We start from the raw sequence: 16,686 nt of genomic DNA, 5'->3' as shown, positions 1-16,686 counted from the left end.
TGATGAATTATGAGTGATGAGTTATGAATGTTTTACTTCATAACTCATTACTTTTTTTATGGTAATTTATTATAAAAAATTATTACTTTTTTAAATTCAACTCATAACTTATCACTTATAATTCATCACTCATTAAGAAGCTTGCCCGCCATTTACGCCCAAAACTTGTCCATTCACAAACCCCGATTCGTCCGAAGCCAAAAATAAATAAGCATTGGCAATATCCATTGGGTCGCCCATTCTTCTTACTGGAATAGAATTAATAACCTCCAAACGAACGGCTTCTGGAATAGCATCGGTCATTTCGGTTTTAATAAAACCAGGCGCAACGGCATTAGAAGTAATGTTATATTTTCCCAATTCTTTCGCCCACGTTTTCACCATGCCGATTACACCCGCTTTGGCAGCTACGTAATTGGTCTGTCCAAAATTTCCATGCACGCCTACAACCGAAGAAGTACAAATAATTCGACCATAATTTTGTTGAACCATAAACGGAGCGATTGATTTTGTACAATTGAAAACGCCCGTCAAATTTACATCAATAACCATTTGCCATTCAAGGTGCGACATTTTCAAAAGGGTTTTGTCACGAGTGATTCCTGCATTATTTATCAGAATATCAATTCGACCGTATTTCTCAAAAATTTCACGACTTGCCGCTTCAATGGTAGGAACGTCGGTGGTACTAATGTGCATAAATTCACATTGAAATCCTTGCTCACGAAGTTTAGAAGCAGTTTCTTCACCAGCTTCTAATAAATCCCAGATGATAACGGTGTCCCCTTCTCGGCAAAATAACTCAGCGGCAGCCGCTCCAATTCCTCGGGCAGCACCGGTAATAATGGCAATTTTGTCTTTTAATCTCATATTCAATTTGTGAGTTGTGATTTAATAAGCCTAATAAAATAAGTTGTGAATTTTGAAAGAATAATTTAATTAAGTGAATCTAATCACCAATCACTAAATCACAATTCACAAATTGTATTTCACTCATAAAGCATCGAAATTAATTCCGCCACGCAAGCAGGTTTTTCTTGCCCTTCAATTTCAAAAATACAATTCATCGTGATTCTCAAACCTGAAGGCTTCGCATCTTCGGCTTCCATCAAACTCGCTCGCATACGAACTTGACTACCGGAAGGCACGGCGGAGGTAAATCGGATTTTATTGACACCATAATTCACGCCCATTTTCACGGATTCAACTTTAAAAAGGTCGGCCATAAATTTGGGAGCGAGCGAAAGTGTTAGAAATCCATGCGCTACGGGCGTTTTGAAAGGAGAATATTTCTTTGCCATTTCTACATCTACGTGAATCCACTGAAAATCTTGCGTGGCTTTGGCAAAATCATTAATCATCTCTTGGGTAACAGTCATGTAAGGCGTTGTGCCTATCTCCTGCCCTACTTGAGCTTTGAGTAATGCTAAATTTGGAAAAATTTTCATAGTGAGTTTGTCATTCGGCGCACCGCCGTATTACAAACATAAACAAAAAAACCGTAACACGAATCATCATCGTATTACGGTTTTTATTTTCATAGTAGGTTAAAGAGATATTGTATTAATGAACTGCAATCTGGCGGTTAATTGCGGTAGGTTTAGTCGTTACTAAATTTACTTCTTTTACTATTTTTTCGTCTCCTTTGGTAAATTCAAAAGTGTATTTTCCATCTTCCAATTCACTCAAATCATATTTGGCGTGATAGCTTTTATCTTTTTTAGCCACTCGTTCTCTAATCAAAATATCACCTTTACTATCTTTCAGTACGACAATCAAATCCTTATCGTCTGTTTTTTCAATCATTACATTCATTTTCAAAGAATTTATACTTTGAAACATCCCTACTTCAAAAGTTTTTGCTTTCATAGGGGCAACATTTGTGTCCGTTGCATTAGAGATAAAAGTCATGGCTGACAAAGCAGCAATTGCGAAAGTTTTTACTAAAATTTTCATTTTTTTAATTGTTTAGAATGTTTGTTTAAATTTTAAATAATGTTTAGAAATTATATTGAAATATACGTTACAACAGTTTAACTATTTAATAATCAGTAATTTATATATTTAACTTTAAAGAATAGTTGTTCGGTTTTGATAGAGTCTTTGTTCGGTTTTGAACGATTTCAACTTATTCAACGACAATCTGACGAGTATTTTCAGTAGACGCTTGTGAAGATAGATTGACTTCTTTTATTAGTTTTTCATCTCCTTTTGTGAATTCAAAAGTATATTTTCCATCGGCCAATTCACTCAAATCATATTTTCCATGATACATTTTAGTGTTCTTAGTAACTCGCTCATAGTAAAGGGTTTCTCCTTCTTCATTTTTCAAGGTAACTATCAGATTTTTATCCGTCGATTTTTCAATCATAACGTTCATCTTCATGGTGTTAACGGACTGGTACATACCGACTTCAAAAGTCTTCGATTTTGTGGGTGCCATGCCATTATTTGTTGCATTTGAGATAAAACTTAAAGCTGACAAAGCAGCAATGGCGAAGGTTTTTACGAGATTTTTCATTTTTTTATGTGTTTTTTTTGTTTAAAATACTGTTTAGATAATTGTAATTTTTAAAGGTAATTAAATTGTAATTTTTAGTTAAATAGATTTAATTAATTGATTAACAGATACTTGTATTTAAAAGGCTTAGTTATTTATTTTATGTAAGTTTAGATTTTGTACTATTTAAAGAAATTAAGGTTTAGTATTTTTTGTTAAGAGGTTTGTTTTTCCGTTTTGATGTGCCAAAGTTATTTGTTAAAGATAGTACTATGCAATACATATTAGCTAATCGGTCATTTTACTTGATTGAATGGTAGAATTTCTAATGTTTTGGTAAAAATTTATGATAAGTGGTGTTAGAAAATAGGTTGAATGGTTAAAGGTTAATGACTGTTTTTTTAAGTTCTGTAAATAAGATGCAGATAATGAATAAGTTGCAACCAGATAAGATTATTTTTTTATTTTACGATTCAAAATTATATTTAATAACCAACCACCTCAAGATGAATGTGATAAAGTGAGTCAAAATTGGTTTGAATTGCCTGATTGATGTGATTAGTTATAAAATATCACGCAAATCCAAGGCACCATCAACCTACGCAACCATTCTTAACATTGAAATAGTAATTGATTGCACAGAATCATTAATATTGTAGGTAGTTTTTAAGAAAAATAGTAAATTTCAAAAATCAAGCCATGAGCTACCAGCTTTGAGCTGCAATAATACAATCCCTTTTTAACGATTAAACTTAATGCTGAAAGCTCATTGCTCACAGCTTACAAACATGGAAGAAGAAAAAAGTTTTGGACGTAAATTATTAAGTTTCTTTATTGAAGAAAATACGGCCCATACCCAAACACAAACAACCTCCACTCCTACGCAAGCAGGAACGCCCCCGAAGGTGCAAGTGCAACAGACCGTAGCCGTGCAAAATGCTTCGGGAACGGGTGTGGTAGATAAAAAATTTGTGGATCATTTTGTATCCTTAATAGAAAATTCTAATTTGAAAGGGCCTGATTATTTTGAATATATGCAGGCTTTAAAAAGTTTGGCGGGTTTGGGACTCCCAGAAGATAAACAATATCAGGCAGCTTGGGCGAGTTTCAAGGCCATGGGTGGCATTACGGATGTTACGGTTTTAACCAATACTGCCAATCAGTACGTTGGAATTTTGGACAATGACCGTCAGAGTTTTTTGAAAGATGTTGAATCGGCCATTTCTCAAAAAGTGGGCGGTTTGAAAAATGATTTGAAAGCTACGCAAGATGAAAACGAAGCAATCGCCAAACAAATCATTGATTTACAAAATCGGATTAACACAAATAGTGAAAAAATTACCAAAATCACGACTGATATTTCGGAACAAAGTGCCAAGATTACGACCAATAAAAGCAATTACGAAATCACGTACAATTCGTTTGTTGAGCAAATAAAAGGCGATATTGCAAAGATTTCGCAGTATTTGAGCTGAGAAGAAATGGAAGCAGGAAAAAAGGAGGACTAAACTCGTACAAGTACAAATCTACCACAACCTTATGTATAAAAATTATAGAGTGCTTTTAGGTTTACATTTTATAGTTTTTGCTATAATATTTTTGGGGTGTTTATTCAAGATTTTACATTGGCATGGAGCAAATACATGGTTAATTTGCGGTTTTATTCCAGAAATACTTTTAGTTGGATATATTGCTTTCTTAATTTTAAATGACCAGTCCACAAGAAAATATAAAATCATTTGGCTATTTTTCATATTTACTGGTTCTGCTTTAACAACATTTTTTTATTTATTTTATAAGATTCGTCAGACTCATTTAAATTAAAATAAACTCATGCCATGACTTTGAGTCATGGCATGAGTAATTACCAAAAACTAAAAAATAACCAATTAACAAAATAGAAAATAACAATGGCAGATTTATCACAAATTGGAGGAGAATCTCCTCAAAAATCATTCTGGAGCAAGCCTGAAGGCATTACATCTTTGCTTTTCTTAGCCGCAGCAGGTGCTTTTGGACTGTATTATTTCAACATCATTGTTGAATTTCTGATTAAAGTAACTTCAAATACGCTCTATTTAGGAGGACTTTTGGCAGTTTTGGGCTTAATGATTTTCTTGGTTACGAGCCGTGATGTCAGAACAGCCGTGTTCTTTTTGTTCAAGACGATAATGCGCAAAATTGCGGGCTTAATTGTTCAACTCGATCCAATTGCCATCATGAAAATCTACATTTCTGATTTACGTGAAAAGAAAGAAAAAATGTCGGGACAGATTGATATTTTGGCGGGTCAATTGGTGAAATTGAACAAAAAAATCAACGAAAATAACGATAATATCAAAGCTAAATTTGCCGAAGCCAACAAAGCAAATTCAATGGCCGATAAACCTGGCATGAAAGAAGCAGCCGCTTTGGCAACTATCGAAGGCGCAGGTTTACAGGAAATGAATGAGAAATTGCTTCCATTGCAACGAAATATGAAAACGGTGATGGGTTTTATGGAAAAAGTAGCTTCGTCGGCAGATTATATTATCAAGGAAACTGAAATTAAGGTCAAATTAAAAGAAGCTGAATACGAGATTGTAAAGTCATCTTCAAATGCTTTAAAAACCGCTATCAGCATCTTTAAAGGCAATCCAGACAAAAAGTTTTATTTTGATGAATCAATGGAATATATTCAAGATGATATGAGTAAAAAATTGGGCGAAATGAAACGTGCGATGGATTATTCAATGGATTTTATCAATTCAGTAGATATTCAAAACGGTATATTGACTGACAAAGGACAACAGATGTTGGATGCTTATAATCAAGGTGAATTCAAATTAATTACTTTGGATGCACCTTCGGAAAAAAAGATAGAACTCAATCCATCGAAGGATTCTAATTATAAGGGTTTGTTGGATTAATATTAACACAATCACAAAAATAATCCTCAAAAGCCGTCACCCAAAGTAATGGCTTTTGTAATTTTACCCCATGAACACAATACTAATTCTAAATGCCCAAGTGGTCAACGAAGGCAAAATCGAAACCAAAGACGTTTTTATTAAAGATGGTTTCATTGATAAAATCAGTACCGATTTGTCTCATTTACAGGCAGATAAAGTGATTGATGCCAATGGCAAATACCTTCTACCGGGCGTAATAGACGACCAAGTTCATTTCCGTGAGCCTGGACTTACGCACAAAGCCTGTATCCATTCGGAAGCTCGTGCGGGCGTAGCGGGTGGCGTTACAACTTTTATGGAAATGCCTAATACTGTTCCCAATGCCCTCAATCAAACACTTTTAGCGGATAAATATGAAATTGCGGCTCGCACGTCTTTGGCAAATTATTCCTTTTATATGGGAGCATCCAACGATAATATTGAGGAAGTTTTGAAAACTAATATCCAAAATGTTTGCGGAATCAAGGTTTTCATGGGTTCGTCCACGGGCAATATGTTGGTGGATAATGAGAAAACTTTAGAAAATATCTTTTCAAAAAGCCCGATGTTGATTGCTACCCACTGCGAAGATGAAGCGACGGTTCGTGCAAATACTGAAATTTATAAACAACGTTTTGGCGATAATCCGCATCCACGGGTTCACCCCGAAATCCGTAATGTAGAGGCTTGTTACAAATCTTCTTCTATGGCGGTTGAATTGGCAAAACGACACAATGCTCGTTTGCATATTCTGCACATCACCACGGGCGAAGAAACGCATTTGTTCAGCAATGATGTTCCATTAAAAGAGAAAAAAATTACTTCCGAAGTTTGCGTGCATCACCTTTATTTTGATGCTCGTGATTATGAAACACTCGGAAATCAGATAAAATGTAATCCTGCGGTGAAAGCCGACGGACATAAACAACAGTTGTTAGCCGCACTTTTGGACAATCGTCTTGATGTAATTGCCACCGACCATGCGCCGCACACGTGGGAAGAAAAACAAAATCCTTATTGGTCATCGCCTTCGGGTTTGCCTATGGTGCAACATCCTTTGAATTTGATGATAGAATTTTATCACGAAGGTAAAATTTCATTGGAACGCATCGTCGAAAAAATGTCGCACGCCGTGGCGGATTGTTTTCAGATTTCTAAACGGGGCTATATTCGGGAAGGTTATTGGGCAGATTTGTTTTTGGTAGATTTAGCCGACAAAACGACTATCTCGAAAGACAATATTTATTATCAATGCAAATGGTCACCTTTGGAAGGAAAAACCTTCAATTCAAACATTACACACACATTTGTATCGGGACATTTAGCTTTTGAAGAAGGGAATTTTAATGAAAATGTAACTGGGGAAAGGCTTTTATTTGAACGATAGAAAATGGGAAGATTAACGAAATTCAGTTTCGTTAATCTTCCCAAACTTCTTAAAATGCTTTGGATTTACTTGGAAATAATCTATCTCGCAAAGCTAAAAATGGAATTTCGATGGTTTTGGACAAAGCCCAACCACAGAAAAATGTTGCCCCAAGATACAGGAAAAACACCAGCAATTTTACAGGATAATGACTGTCTAAATATCCACCATTTGGTAAAATAAACCACCAGATTAAAGTCCAGTGAATGATATAAATTCCGTAAGAATATAAGCCCATCGAAGCCGTCAAACCATATATTTTTTGCAAAAATTTGGGATAATTGTTTTTTGAGTAAATACTCAACAATAAAACACCTCCGAATCCTAAATAAAGCGAAGAAAAGCCCCATGTGGTCATTTGAGGATCATAATCCCAAAAAATAATACAAGGCAAAAGCAAAATAAAACTCCCAATTCGAAGCGCATTTTTATTATCATTAACAAATTCCGCCAGTCGTATTTGATGAAAATGATAAAAGTAAGACAACAGCGTACCAAAAAATAATGAATCAATCCGTAAGTGCGTAGGCGACACATTATTGACATGAGAAAACGGATAATGAATGGTGGCTAATATTCTTAAAAACAAACAACTTATGGCAATTATGATAAACAAATAAGGGATGCTTTTAAAGGCATTTTCTTTGTTTTTGGTCATAAAAACGAGTGCCATAAACAAAAGAGGCATTAACAGATAAAAATGTTCCTCAATGTCAATTGACCACGTGTGAATCCAAAAAGCATCTCCGCCAACGTAATTTTTATAAAAAAGCGCTTCAGGTAATAAAGAAGGGTAATTTATTTTTTTAGTAAGGTCTAATTTAATATCAACAAAATATAGCGCAAATAAAAAATAAAAAAGTGGATAAATTTTAAGCCCTCTTCTCACAAAAAACCTAATAAAATTAATCTTCGTGGTCTTTTTATATTCGCCAAATAATAATCCAGATACCAGAAAACCACTTAATACAAAAAATAAATCTACCCCAACCCAGCCAATTTTATAAAGATAAATATTTATTCCATAATGCCTAAAAAGCGTCAAGAAAATGGCAATACCTCTTAAAAAATCAATTGCTTGATTTCTACTACTTGTGTGTTGAATCATATAAACAATTTTAAAATCTCTACTTCTTAATCTCTTCTGCCAAAGTATTAGTAATAATTTTATGAGCCAATGGATTGGGATGATTATCATAGATTAATGAATCCGTTTTATTCACCTTTCCCCAATGTACATATTTTGAATAATTTTCATTTGGTTTAATTTCGGCCCGCAAAACCGAATCGGCATCAATAAAGGTTACATTTTTAACCATTTCCGAATTCATCGTCTTCTGAAAATATTTACGGTCGTAATGATTGCTCAGGCGTTGCTCGTTCGAATATCCAAAACCTCCCAAATTTAATACGACCAACTTAGCACCATTTTGTTTACAAAGTTCATAAATCCGTTCGTAAACATATTTTTCAATCTTCTGATTATCTGGTTCTGCCGTTGGTAAAATTCCCAAAACCATCTTCCACTGAGCAATGCGTTGTTTCCAACTATCAATAATGGCTACAGGAATGCCAACCTTAAAAAAGAACGAAAACTTATCTGCGAACGATTTTGGCGAGGTTTTGTAATATTTATAGTCAGGATTATATAACGAAGAACAGAAAAAAGGTTGGTGAATGTAAAATTTTGATTCCGCATCTTTCGTTACAAAAGGGAAAGGCATCACGCCATAAGCCGAAGGAAAAAACATAAATCTTGCCCTGTCTGCTAACCAAGGAGAATACTGAACCGACACAATTTTAGGATGATGTTGGAGTATTTTTCGCTCCGCTAATATCAACATTTGAGCTAATCCATACGCATTAGTTCCACAATTCAATGACTTATATTTCAGTAAATCAACTGTTTGCGATGGATAATTTTCTTCTGCCAAAGAATAATCTCCCCAAGTGAAAGAACAACCCAAAAACATCATCAGTGTATCAGAATCAATATTTTTAGATTTCAGAGAAATCCTAAAACCTTCATTATCTAATTGAATTGGCACACTAATTTGACGATTTTCTAAGGGATAGACACTCACGCCCGAACCATTCGGAATCCCCCGATGTGCCAGTGTATCGTCTGCCATAAAAACATCGCCCAAGATTCCGATGTTCTTTTTATAATAAATATATAGTTTATCTACCGCCCTAAAATGGAAATAAATTTCTTTAACCAAAAGAAAACTAAAAATGAATATAGGCGCAAAGGAAACCGCTGGAATTACTTTTTTAAAGGTCTGTTGATTCCAATACTTTTTGTAAGTAATGGATAATAAATAAAACAGAACAATAAAAATACCGAAAGCATCACAGATGCGTTCGATTACCATAAAATTCACTTGTACATGACGAAAACGGGCGTGACCCAAAAACCATTCCATCACCTTAGGGATTTGATAAATCCCTAAAACAAGTATAATAACAGTAGAAGTAAACTTTAACTTTTTCATAAAAAAAAATTATGTAGATTTTTCTTTCAAAAATTTCTTAAACTTTATACTGGAATTCAAATTTTTCTTTTAATTTTGAATGTCTACTTGGGATTTCTGCAGAAATATATCCTCAACCATTATTCCAATAATTATTTCATAATCAATAACTTATATCATTCATTCATCATGAAACGATTTCACAAGTTAATAATATTTAATTTAATGTTAATAATTGAGCAATAAAATTTAACTTTTTGATTGAAAATAATCTGCTAAAAATAAATGCTAAGTTATATAACAAAATTAGAAAACAATATCCTAAATTAATATCACTCTTTATAATTTTCCGCCAATCTAATAATCCTTCTCTAAAAACAGCTATGGCTTTTTACGAACACAGTATTGAAATCCCTTCCGAAAAGAAAGACAACATTATCAAAGTTATAGGTGTTGGTGGCGGTGGTAGCAATGCCGTCGAACATATGTACGAAATGAATATTCAAGATGTTGATTTCGTCGTATGCAATACCGACTTACAGGCACTAAACGATAATAAAGTTCCCATAAAACTTCAATTGGGTGCAATTCTTACCGAAGGACTTGGGGCAGGTACTGAACCCGACCAAGGGCGTTTGGCAGCACTTGAAAGTGAAGCTCAAATTAGGTCTCTTTTGCAAGGTGAAACCAAAATGGTTTTTATTACTGCGGGTATGGGTGGAGGAACGGGAACGGGAGCCGCTCCAGAAATTGCTCGTATCGCCAAAGAATTAGACATTTTAACCGTTGCCATCGTAACTGCTCCGTATTCATGGGAAGGTACCGATAAAATTGATGCTGCCAATGTTGGCATCAAAGTTCTTCAAGATATTTGTGATACTGTTTTAGTGGTATTGAATGATAAATTGCTCGAAATTTTTGAAGACCTCAATATTCTTGAAGCCTTTGAACACGCCGATGATGTGTTAGCAAATGCCGCAAAATCAGTTGCCGAAGTCATTACGAAGTCAGGTAAAGTAAACGCCGATTTCAAGGATGTTAAAAAAGTATTGAGCAATGCTGGACAGGCCGTCATGAGTCAGGCAACTGCTCAAGGGCCAAATCGAGCCAAAGATGTTATTGAAAAAGCCCTTGATTCTCCTTTATTAAACAATCGTGATATTAAAGGTGCTGAACGCATTTTGGTAACAGTAGCCACCAGCAAGCAAAAAATTATGGGTGTGAAGGAACAACAAACCATTACTTCGCACATTATTGAAGCAATTGGCGGACAACCACAAGGTTTCAAATTAGGTTTTATTCTTGATGAAACGCTTGGAGAACAAATGAGTATCACCGTTATCGCAGCAGGATTTGATAAAAAGCAAATTCCCGTAGAAATCTTCCAAGTAGCCGAACAAGATCCCGTAATTGAAGAAGAAATCTCGGAAGAAGAAGATGAAGAAACGAAACCAATTCAACCAATCGTTTTTACGCATCGTGAAGATGATACCCTTCGTTTACGTAAGATGATAGATGCTTTTTGCCAAAAAACTCCTACTGAAGACGAACTTGAATCTCCTGCTTTTCAACGATATGGTATAAAATTATTGGATGTTTCAGAAATCAAAGGTGTAGAGTTTCAGAGACACTCTTTGTAAACAATACTTTCGTAAATAATCCCGCAAAAAAATAAACTCCTTTTGCGGGATTATATTTTAACCCAAAATTCAAACACATGAAAACGCCTTTTTTGATATTTCTTTTCTTTACTTTCTCCAATTTTCTATACGCACAAGAACAAATCAATAAACTGACGTTAGAACGTGAAAACCTTTATCGAAAATATAAAGAAACCGAAAGCCTGTCTTCAGGATTATTTGGCAATCGTTCAAAAGACGATTTACAAACAACCATTGATGCATTGAACGAAATTATCAAGAAAGACAATGAAATTTTGGAAGAATTAACCCATATTCAGGAGAATTCAAAAATAGAATTTACCAATAAATACAACGACTTGATTATGCAAAATAATGAATTGAGTCAGAAGAATAGAGAATTAATAGAATTGACCGAAAGGCATAAAGGCTACACCAAAGAAAATCATCACATCATTGAAGAAACCCAACAGAAACAAAGCTTATTAATTTCACTTTTGGTATCCCTCGGATTATTATCTGTGATTTATACGATAAAATATTTTGTATTGAAAAGCGAAATGAAAAGAATAAGAAATGGAATTCAACATTGAAACCTTCTCAAAGATTACTATTTTGCTCACCGCTCAAATAAAAACCACATCATCAATAATATCTTCTCCGACTTCTTTATTAATCAACGTAACAATTTTAGATTTTGCCATCAATAATTCATTTCTCAAAGGCGCAGAATCCAATTGAACAAAAAGTTTTTTTTCTTTAATATAAATTTCCGTTGTTCTGGAAGAAATGGGTAACCCCATGATTTGTTCCCAATAAGCCACGATATAAGTTTCATTGAATTTAGAACGCAACTTATACAATTCAAGCATATCCTCAATGGCCTGTTTCAAAGGCAAAGCCTTATTATTACGTTTTGAATTTTCTCTGTTATATTGATATACTTGTGCCAAATGAATTTATGATTTATGAGCTATGAAGATAAGCGGCTAATAACAAAAAACCTAAAATGTTAATAGTAAAATTAGGAAGCATTATTAAAATCTTAAAAAAATGACAAGCCAATTTGTATTAAATAGGTGGTAAATTTTAACCACGGACAGCCACTATTATTCATTAATTAGCCTTTAAAATTATTCAAAAAACGATGAACCTTTTACTATATATTCAAATAACCGAACGCCCCGAAGATGTAAAATTCTTTAATCCAATTATTTCCAAACTGAAAGAAAAAAAAATCAATACCACTTTTTACGATGTTGATAATCATTCCGACCCATTAATAATAAGCTTTGCCAATAAATTGCTTTCAGAATCAGACAAAAAAATCATTTTAATTGATACTGAAATAGAAAGTAATTTTTCAAAACTAATGTCTTTACTAACTAATTTACTTGATAATCCAGAAGGAATAGAAATTTTTATCCGAGGAAATAATACAAAATTAGAAAAAATGGTAAGTATTTTACCCCATTTTACGCACCCAGAAACTACTCACGAAATTGAGATAATTGAGCAAGTTTTTCTGAAAAATAGACAACTATGAAAAATCATACGTTTTCTACGAAAAATTATTTTCTTGAAATAGTACCTCAAAAAAGTTTCAAAACAGACGTTTTTATTAAGATAGTACAATCCAAAGGTTTAGTTGAATATTTTTTTAACAAAACTTGACACGAAGCATATAAAAACTAAAAAATTTTTATGTTAGATTTGTCAAACTGTCTAAGCAATCTATTTCAGTAGATTATTTTGCTGGGAAGTCATTTTTCATTTTTTTATTTTAAAATTCACCTAAAACTGTGTTTTAACTTAAACCCAAAATTACCAAACTAATGAGTACACAAGCAAAAACCCCAGCTGCTAAACCAGCAGCACCAGCTCAAAAAAAATCAGGCGGCATTCCAGCAGGCGTGGTTATGTTAATTCTTTTTGTTCTTGCAGAATTGTTTTTCCATTTTGTTATGGGCGACGGTTCTCGTTTCGAAGGCGGTACAAATGAAGGTGCCCCAAAACAAGGCGATTATCTCGCTATCGCTTTTAAAGGCGGTGTTATTGTGCCAGTATTAATGACTTGCTTTTTGACTGCTTTGACATTCTCAATTGAGCGTCTTATCACAATCGGAAAAGCAAAAGGAAGTGGAGATGTAAATGCATTCGTTCGTAAAATCCAATCTTTGTTAGACAAAGACGATACAGACGGAGCATTGAAGGAATGCGACAAGCAAAAAGGTTCGGTAGGAAACGTAACGTTAGCAGCTGTAAAAAAATACAAGCAATTAACATCCGACGGTTCATTAGACAAAGAGCAAAAATTGGCTGCCCTAAGCAAAGAAGTTGAAGAAGCTACTTCATTGGAATTACCAATGTTAGAGAAAAACTTAACAATCATCGCTACATTGGCATCAGTATCTACCCTAATCGGTCTATTAGGAACAGTAATCGGTATGATTAAAGCGTTCTCGGCACTTGGTAACTCAGGTGGTTCAACCGATTCAACAGCTTTAGCAAACGGTATCTCTGAAGCCCTTGTAAATACGGCTTTAGGTATTGGTACATCTGCAGTTTGTATCATTGCGTATAACTTCTTTACGTCTAAAATTGATGAATTGACTTATAGCGTTGATGAAATTGGTTTGAGCATCAACCAAAACTATGCAACCCACCATAATTGATCAATTTGAAAATTAGGTAATCGGTACGCCGATGCGTTTGAAAATTATTTTCAAATCTAAAATCTTCAAGAAATCTTGTTGAATATTTATCTAATTAATCAATTTGTAAATTAGTTTTTTCGTTATATTATTATCAAATTAACTGATTTCCAAATTTTCAAATTAAAATATTATGTCAAAAGTTAAAGCAAAACGACAAAGCGTTTCTCTCGATATGACAGCAATGTGCGACGTGGCGTTTTTGCTACTGACTTTCTTCATGCTAACTGCAAAGTTTAAGCCCGAAGAAGCCGTAACAATCACTCCACCCTCATCAATCTCAGAGAAGAAACTCCCAGCCGGTGAAGGTTATTTGACCATCTCAGTTGGACCAGACGGAGGAATTTTCTTAGGAACAGAAGACAAAACTGCAAAAGATGCCATGCTTGAAAGAATGGCAAACCGTATGGGAATTACTGTTACTCCAGAAATGCAGAAGAATTATAATGCTTCTGAATTGGTAGGTTACCCAGCAGGTGCAATGCGTCAGGTTTTAGGAATGAAACCTTCGGATGTAAAAGCTCAAGGTTTATTGAAAGGTATTCCTTTAGATACTGCAAATAATGAACTTTTCCTTTGGGTTAGTTACGCAAAAATTGCGAATCCAGCCTTGAAGGTGGCAATCAAAGGTGATGCAAATTCTAACTATAAAGTGTTTAATTCAATCGTTAACACTTTGCAAGATCAGAATATTAACGTTTTTCAGTTGATAACATCACCAGAAGGTAAGCCAAAATAATTTTATTTTAGTTGTACTCAGTAGTTTTAACCCTGCCTCTCTCTCGAAAGGCAGGGTCTTATAAGCCAGTTAATCGTTGATAGAAACAGTTAATCATTTTTTAACTCTCTGTGAACTAAATTTATAAGGTTTTAGGAGCAAATTATTAAAGACAACTAAATAATTGAAAGTTTAATGAATTAATGGACGAACTGTTAATTATTAAGTATCAATTATCAACTATCTAACATTCCCCAAAAAATGGCAGAAATAAGTCAAGATGGTGGGGGCAAAAAAGGTGGTAAAAAACGTAGTAAGAAAGCATCAACGAAAATTGATATGACACCCATGGTGGATTTAGGCTTTCTACTAATAACCTTTTTCATGCTAACCACGACGTTAGCTAAGCCCGTAGTAATGCAGTTGAATATGCCTGACAAAACGGAGAAAGATGAAAAATCAGAAGTAAAAATGTCAGAAACATTGACAGTTATTCCTGATTCCACGAAAGTATATTACTATCAAGGACTTCCGACCGATGCGACTACTCAATTGCTCAAAACTGATTATTCAAACAAAGGTATTCGTACTGTTTTGTTTGATTATAAGAAAAGAATTGGTGATAACTTCACGATTGTAATTAAAGCTGCCAAAGGTGCAAAATATAAGAATATGGTTGATTTACTTGATGAATGTGCTATCACAGGAAACAAGCGTTATGCCATCTTAGGAATTGACCCATCTTCGGAAGAGCTAATTAAAAAGTCAGGATTATAAAATAAAAACTAAAAAAATAGTTATAAATATTTTGATAACTAAAAAAATAGTTTTAATTTTAATTAGTGGAAATCCACAGAAAAAGTTTATTTGGTAGATTATTAGATAATTTATTTATTTCATAGATAATTAAAGGAAATAACTGCCCTTAACATCAGAGAATTATGTCAAACGTAATAAGTCCAAATTCAACGCTGGATGATATTATTTTCCGAGATAAGAACAAAAGCTACGGAGCTTTTCTCTTACGGAAAGAATATCCCAAAGTGGTTACAAGGTCTTTATTGGTAGGTATAGCTTCTGTTTCAGCCGTTTTTGCTTTGTCTTTTGCATATAACAAAATATCAGAAACCTTAGCAAAAGATAAAGTTGAAGTAACGGCGAATGTCATGAAAATTGACCAGCCACCACCAGAGAATAAAACACCACCACCGCCACCGCCACCGCCACCGCCACCACCACCGAAAGAAATTCCGCAGGTGACGACGACAAAATTCTTACCTCCCGAAATCAAAAAAGATGAAGAGGTAACCAAACCAGAACCACCACCAGAAGAGGTGAAAGGTAATACTGCATCTGAAACTGTAAAAGGTGAAACAGACGTGCAAGCACCACCAACCGATCCTGATGCAAAACCGAGAGAAGAAGCACCCGTTGAACCACCAAAGCCAAAAGAGGAAGAAATCTTTACGGCGGTTGAACAAAATGCTGAATTTCCAGGAGGAATAGGAGCTTTTGGTAAATTCTTACAGAAAAACCTTAAATACCCTGCTGCCGCACAACGTGCTAACGTATCGGGTAAAGTATATATCCAATTTGTGGTAAATACTGATGGTACTATTCAAAACGTTGATGTTTTGAAATCAGTAGGATTTGGTTGTGATGAAGAAGCAGTTAGAGTAATTAAATCTGTTCCAAGATGGACACCAGGCAAGCAGTCTGGTCGTGCGGTACGTTCGAGATTTACGATTCCTATCAACTTCCAATTGTCAGAATAGTATTCGAGTAATCGAACAATCATAGTGTAAATTTGAAAACCTGTCAGGAAACTGGCAGGTTTCATTTTTAAAAGATGGTTCATTTATGAGTTGAGTGACTATGAAGTTTTAGATTTTTTCCTAAGATTTTATACTTCAATATATCAACCTTCGTAAATATTAAAATCGGCTAATCCCATAAAAACAATGCAAAATAAAGCCTTTGCCATAGTCAATGCCGTGATGGCGTTATCGTATTCCTTAATTGGAATATTATTAATCATTTATCCTGAATCAAATTTTGCCGTAATGATGTTGCCTTCTAAAATTTACGTTTATGGTTTGGCGGCTTTACTAATCATTTATGGTTTGTACAGGGCTTGGAGAGTTTATGAAAAATTTAGAGAAGATGATGAAGATGATGAATACGAGTATTACGATGGAAGAAAAGGGTAATTGTTTATAGTGGTCTAACGATTACTATATTAAGCGTAAAATTTTTAATCTGAGACAAATAAAATGCTGAAAGC

The 16,686-nt window shown here is 34.3% G+C and carries 19 protein-coding genes; 12 read left to right on the top strand and 7 right to left on the bottom strand.

Annotation, left to right across the window (positions count from 1 at the left end; translation table 11 throughout):
* Positions 1 to 132: 132 nt before the first annotated feature.
* The 4 genes from fabG to AC1W31_RS00325 form a co-directional block, all read right to left on the bottom strand.
* Entirely contained in the window at positions 133 to 870 is a 738-nt protein-coding gene (fabG, locus tag AC1W31_RS00340) for a 3-oxoacyl-ACP reductase FabG (protein WP_481732395.1), read from the bottom strand.
* A 119-nt stretch (positions 871 to 989) separates the two neighbouring features.
* Positions 990 to 1,448, bottom strand: a complete 459-nt coding sequence (locus AC1W31_RS00335; protein ID WP_481732394.1) for a MaoC family dehydratase — start codon at positions 1,446 to 1,448, stop codon at positions 990 to 992.
* Positions 1,449 to 1,563: 115 nt separating this feature from the next.
* Positions 1,564 to 1,956, bottom strand: a complete 393-nt coding sequence (locus AC1W31_RS00330) for a hypothetical protein (protein WP_481732393.1) — start codon at positions 1,954 to 1,956, stop codon at positions 1,564 to 1,566.
* Between the two features lie 172 nt (positions 1,957 to 2,128).
* Entirely contained in the window at positions 2,129 to 2,521 is a 393-nt protein-coding gene (locus AC1W31_RS00325; RefSeq protein ID WP_481732392.1) for a hypothetical protein, read from the bottom strand.
* 767 nt (positions 2,522 to 3,288) lie between these two features.
* Between AC1W31_RS00325 and AC1W31_RS00320 the strand changes: the two genes are divergently transcribed.
* The 4 genes from AC1W31_RS00320 (at position 3,289) to AC1W31_RS00305 (ending at position 6,817) form a co-directional block, all read left to right on the top strand.
* On the top strand, positions 3,289 to 3,975 hold the full coding sequence (locus AC1W31_RS00320) for a hypothetical protein (protein ID WP_481732391.1): 687 nt from the start codon (positions 3,289 to 3,291) through the stop codon (positions 3,973 to 3,975).
* 64 nt (positions 3,976 to 4,039) lie between these two features.
* Positions 4,040 to 4,324: a GldL-related protein gene (locus AC1W31_RS00315; protein WP_481732390.1), complete on the top strand. Its 285-nt coding sequence runs from the start codon at positions 4,040 to 4,042 to the stop codon at positions 4,322 to 4,324.
* A gap of 86 nt (positions 4,325 to 4,410) precedes the next feature.
* Entirely contained in the window at positions 4,411 to 5,409 is a 999-nt protein-coding gene (locus AC1W31_RS00310; RefSeq protein WP_481732389.1) for a hypothetical protein, read from the top strand.
* 70 nt (positions 5,410 to 5,479) lie between these two features.
* Positions 5,480 to 6,817 (top strand): dihydroorotase, encoded by a 1,338-nt coding sequence (locus tag AC1W31_RS00305; protein WP_481732388.1) that lies wholly within the window; start codon positions 5,480 to 5,482, stop codon positions 6,815 to 6,817.
* A 49-nt stretch (positions 6,818 to 6,866) separates the two neighbouring features.
* On the opposite strand, the gene AC1W31_RS00300 is transcribed toward AC1W31_RS00305, so the two are convergent.
* Both AC1W31_RS00300 and AC1W31_RS00295 read right to left on the bottom strand, forming a co-directional pair.
* The gene (locus AC1W31_RS00300; RefSeq protein WP_481732387.1) at positions 6,867 to 7,964 is read right to left on the bottom strand and encodes an acyltransferase family protein; all 1,098 of its coding nucleotides are present in this window, start codon (positions 7,962 to 7,964) and stop codon (positions 6,867 to 6,869) included.
* Positions 7,965 to 7,983: 19 nt separating this feature from the next.
* Positions 7,984 to 9,351 carry an SGNH/GDSL hydrolase family protein gene (locus AC1W31_RS00295; protein WP_481732386.1) on the bottom strand — a complete coding sequence of 456 codons (1,368 nt, stop codon included), beginning with the start codon at positions 9,349 to 9,351 and terminating at the stop codon, positions 7,984 to 7,986.
* Between the two features lie 362 nt (positions 9,352 to 9,713).
* Between AC1W31_RS00295 and ftsZ the strand changes: the two genes are divergently transcribed.
* Positions 9,714 to 10,970, top strand: coding sequence for a cell division protein FtsZ (gene ftsZ, locus AC1W31_RS00290; RefSeq protein ID WP_481732385.1), 1,257 nt, complete (start codon positions 9,714 to 9,716; stop codon positions 10,968 to 10,970).
* Positions 10,971 to 11,047: 77 nt separating this feature from the next.
* Positions 11,048 to 11,563, top strand: a complete 516-nt coding sequence (locus AC1W31_RS00285) for a hypothetical protein (RefSeq protein ID WP_481732384.1) — start codon at positions 11,048 to 11,050, stop codon at positions 11,561 to 11,563.
* A gap of 33 nt (positions 11,564 to 11,596) precedes the next feature.
* Here the strand turns inward: AC1W31_RS00285 and AC1W31_RS00280 are convergent, their stop codons facing one another.
* Positions 11,597 to 11,923 (bottom strand): DciA family protein, encoded by a 327-nt coding sequence (locus AC1W31_RS00280; protein ID WP_481732383.1) that lies wholly within the window; start codon positions 11,921 to 11,923, stop codon positions 11,597 to 11,599.
* A gap of 194 nt (positions 11,924 to 12,117) precedes the next feature.
* Between AC1W31_RS00280 and AC1W31_RS00275 the strand changes: the two genes are divergently transcribed.
* The 6 genes from AC1W31_RS00275 to AC1W31_RS00250 all read left to right on the top strand — a co-directional run bounded on the left by AC1W31_RS00275 (position 12,118) and on the right by AC1W31_RS00250 (position 16,612).
* Positions 12,118 to 12,516 (top strand): hypothetical protein, encoded by a 399-nt coding sequence (locus tag AC1W31_RS00275; protein ID WP_481732382.1) that lies wholly within the window; start codon positions 12,118 to 12,120, stop codon positions 12,514 to 12,516.
* A gap of 289 nt (positions 12,517 to 12,805) precedes the next feature.
* Positions 12,806 to 13,645, top strand: a complete 840-nt coding sequence (locus tag AC1W31_RS00270; protein ID WP_481732381.1) for a MotA/TolQ/ExbB proton channel family protein — start codon at positions 12,806 to 12,808, stop codon at positions 13,643 to 13,645.
* Positions 13,646 to 13,817: 172 nt separating this feature from the next.
* Positions 13,818 to 14,423, top strand: coding sequence for a biopolymer transporter ExbD (locus tag AC1W31_RS00265; RefSeq protein WP_481732380.1), 606 nt, complete (start codon positions 13,818 to 13,820; stop codon positions 14,421 to 14,423).
* A 240-nt stretch (positions 14,424 to 14,663) separates the two neighbouring features.
* A complete protein-coding gene (locus AC1W31_RS00260; RefSeq protein ID WP_481732379.1) occupies positions 14,664 to 15,179 on the top strand; it encodes an ExbD/TolR family protein in 516 nt (171 codons plus the stop codon).
* 164 nt (positions 15,180 to 15,343) lie between these two features.
* A complete protein-coding gene (locus AC1W31_RS00255; protein WP_481732378.1) occupies positions 15,344 to 16,177 on the top strand; it encodes an energy transducer TonB in 834 nt (277 codons plus the stop codon).
* Positions 16,178 to 16,363: 186 nt separating this feature from the next.
* Complete coding sequence (locus AC1W31_RS00250) at positions 16,364 to 16,612, top strand: hypothetical protein (protein WP_481732377.1); 249 nt, start codon at positions 16,364 to 16,366, stop codon at positions 16,610 to 16,612.
* Positions 16,613 to 16,686 lie beyond the last annotated feature (74 nt).

The sequence above is a fragment of the Arcicella sp. genome (genome assembly GCF_964672035.1).
The sequence above is the reverse complement of the archived record's forward strand: the minus strand, read 5'-3'. Positions and strand labels throughout refer to the sequence as shown.

What these genes read in the sequence shown, in the direction of transcription:
- fabG (WP_481732395.1), bottom strand. Translation starts at nt 870, where the DNA reads ATGAGATTAAAAGACAAAATTGCCATTATTACCGGTGCTGCCCGAGGA.
- AC1W31_RS00335 (WP_481732394.1), bottom strand. Translation starts at nt 1,448, where the DNA reads ATGAAAATTTTTCCAAATTTAGCATTACTCAAAGCTCAAGTAGGGCAG.
- AC1W31_RS00330 (WP_481732393.1), bottom strand. Translation starts at nt 1,956, where the DNA reads ATGAAAATTTTAGTAAAAACTTTCGCAATTGCTGCTTTGTCAGCCATG.
- AC1W31_RS00325 (WP_481732392.1), bottom strand. Translation starts at nt 2,521, where the DNA reads ATGAAAAATCTCGTAAAAACCTTCGCCATTGCTGCTTTGTCAGCTTTA.
- AC1W31_RS00320 (WP_481732391.1), top strand. Translation starts at nt 3,289, where the DNA reads ATGGAAGAAGAAAAAAGTTTTGGACGTAAATTATTAAGTTTCTTTATT.
- AC1W31_RS00315 (WP_481732390.1), top strand. Translation starts at nt 4,040, where the DNA reads ATGTATAAAAATTATAGAGTGCTTTTAGGTTTACATTTTATAGTTTTT.
- AC1W31_RS00310 (WP_481732389.1), top strand. Translation starts at nt 4,411, where the DNA reads ATGGCAGATTTATCACAAATTGGAGGAGAATCTCCTCAAAAATCATTC.
- AC1W31_RS00305 (WP_481732388.1), top strand. Translation starts at nt 5,480, where the DNA reads ATGAACACAATACTAATTCTAAATGCCCAAGTGGTCAACGAAGGCAAA.
- AC1W31_RS00300 (WP_481732387.1), bottom strand. Translation starts at nt 7,964, where the DNA reads ATGATTCAACACACAAGTAGTAGAAATCAAGCAATTGATTTTTTAAGA.
- AC1W31_RS00295 (WP_481732386.1), bottom strand. Translation starts at nt 9,351, where the DNA reads ATGAAAAAGTTAAAGTTTACTTCTACTGTTATTATACTTGTTTTAGGG.
- ftsZ (WP_481732385.1), top strand. Translation starts at nt 9,714, where the DNA reads ATGGCTTTTTACGAACACAGTATTGAAATCCCTTCCGAAAAGAAAGAC.
- AC1W31_RS00285 (WP_481732384.1), top strand. Translation starts at nt 11,048, where the DNA reads ATGAAAACGCCTTTTTTGATATTTCTTTTCTTTACTTTCTCCAATTTT.
- AC1W31_RS00275 (WP_481732382.1), top strand. Translation starts at nt 12,118, where the DNA reads ATGAACCTTTTACTATATATTCAAATAACCGAACGCCCCGAAGATGTA.
- AC1W31_RS00270 (WP_481732381.1), top strand. Translation starts at nt 12,806, where the DNA reads ATGAGTACACAAGCAAAAACCCCAGCTGCTAAACCAGCAGCACCAGCT.
- AC1W31_RS00265 (WP_481732380.1), top strand. Translation starts at nt 13,818, where the DNA reads ATGTCAAAAGTTAAAGCAAAACGACAAAGCGTTTCTCTCGATATGACA.
- AC1W31_RS00260 (WP_481732379.1), top strand. Translation starts at nt 14,664, where the DNA reads ATGGCAGAAATAAGTCAAGATGGTGGGGGCAAAAAAGGTGGTAAAAAA.
- AC1W31_RS00255 (WP_481732378.1), top strand. Translation starts at nt 15,344, where the DNA reads ATGTCAAACGTAATAAGTCCAAATTCAACGCTGGATGATATTATTTTC.
- AC1W31_RS00250 (WP_481732377.1), top strand. Translation starts at nt 16,364, where the DNA reads ATGCAAAATAAAGCCTTTGCCATAGTCAATGCCGTGATGGCGTTATCG.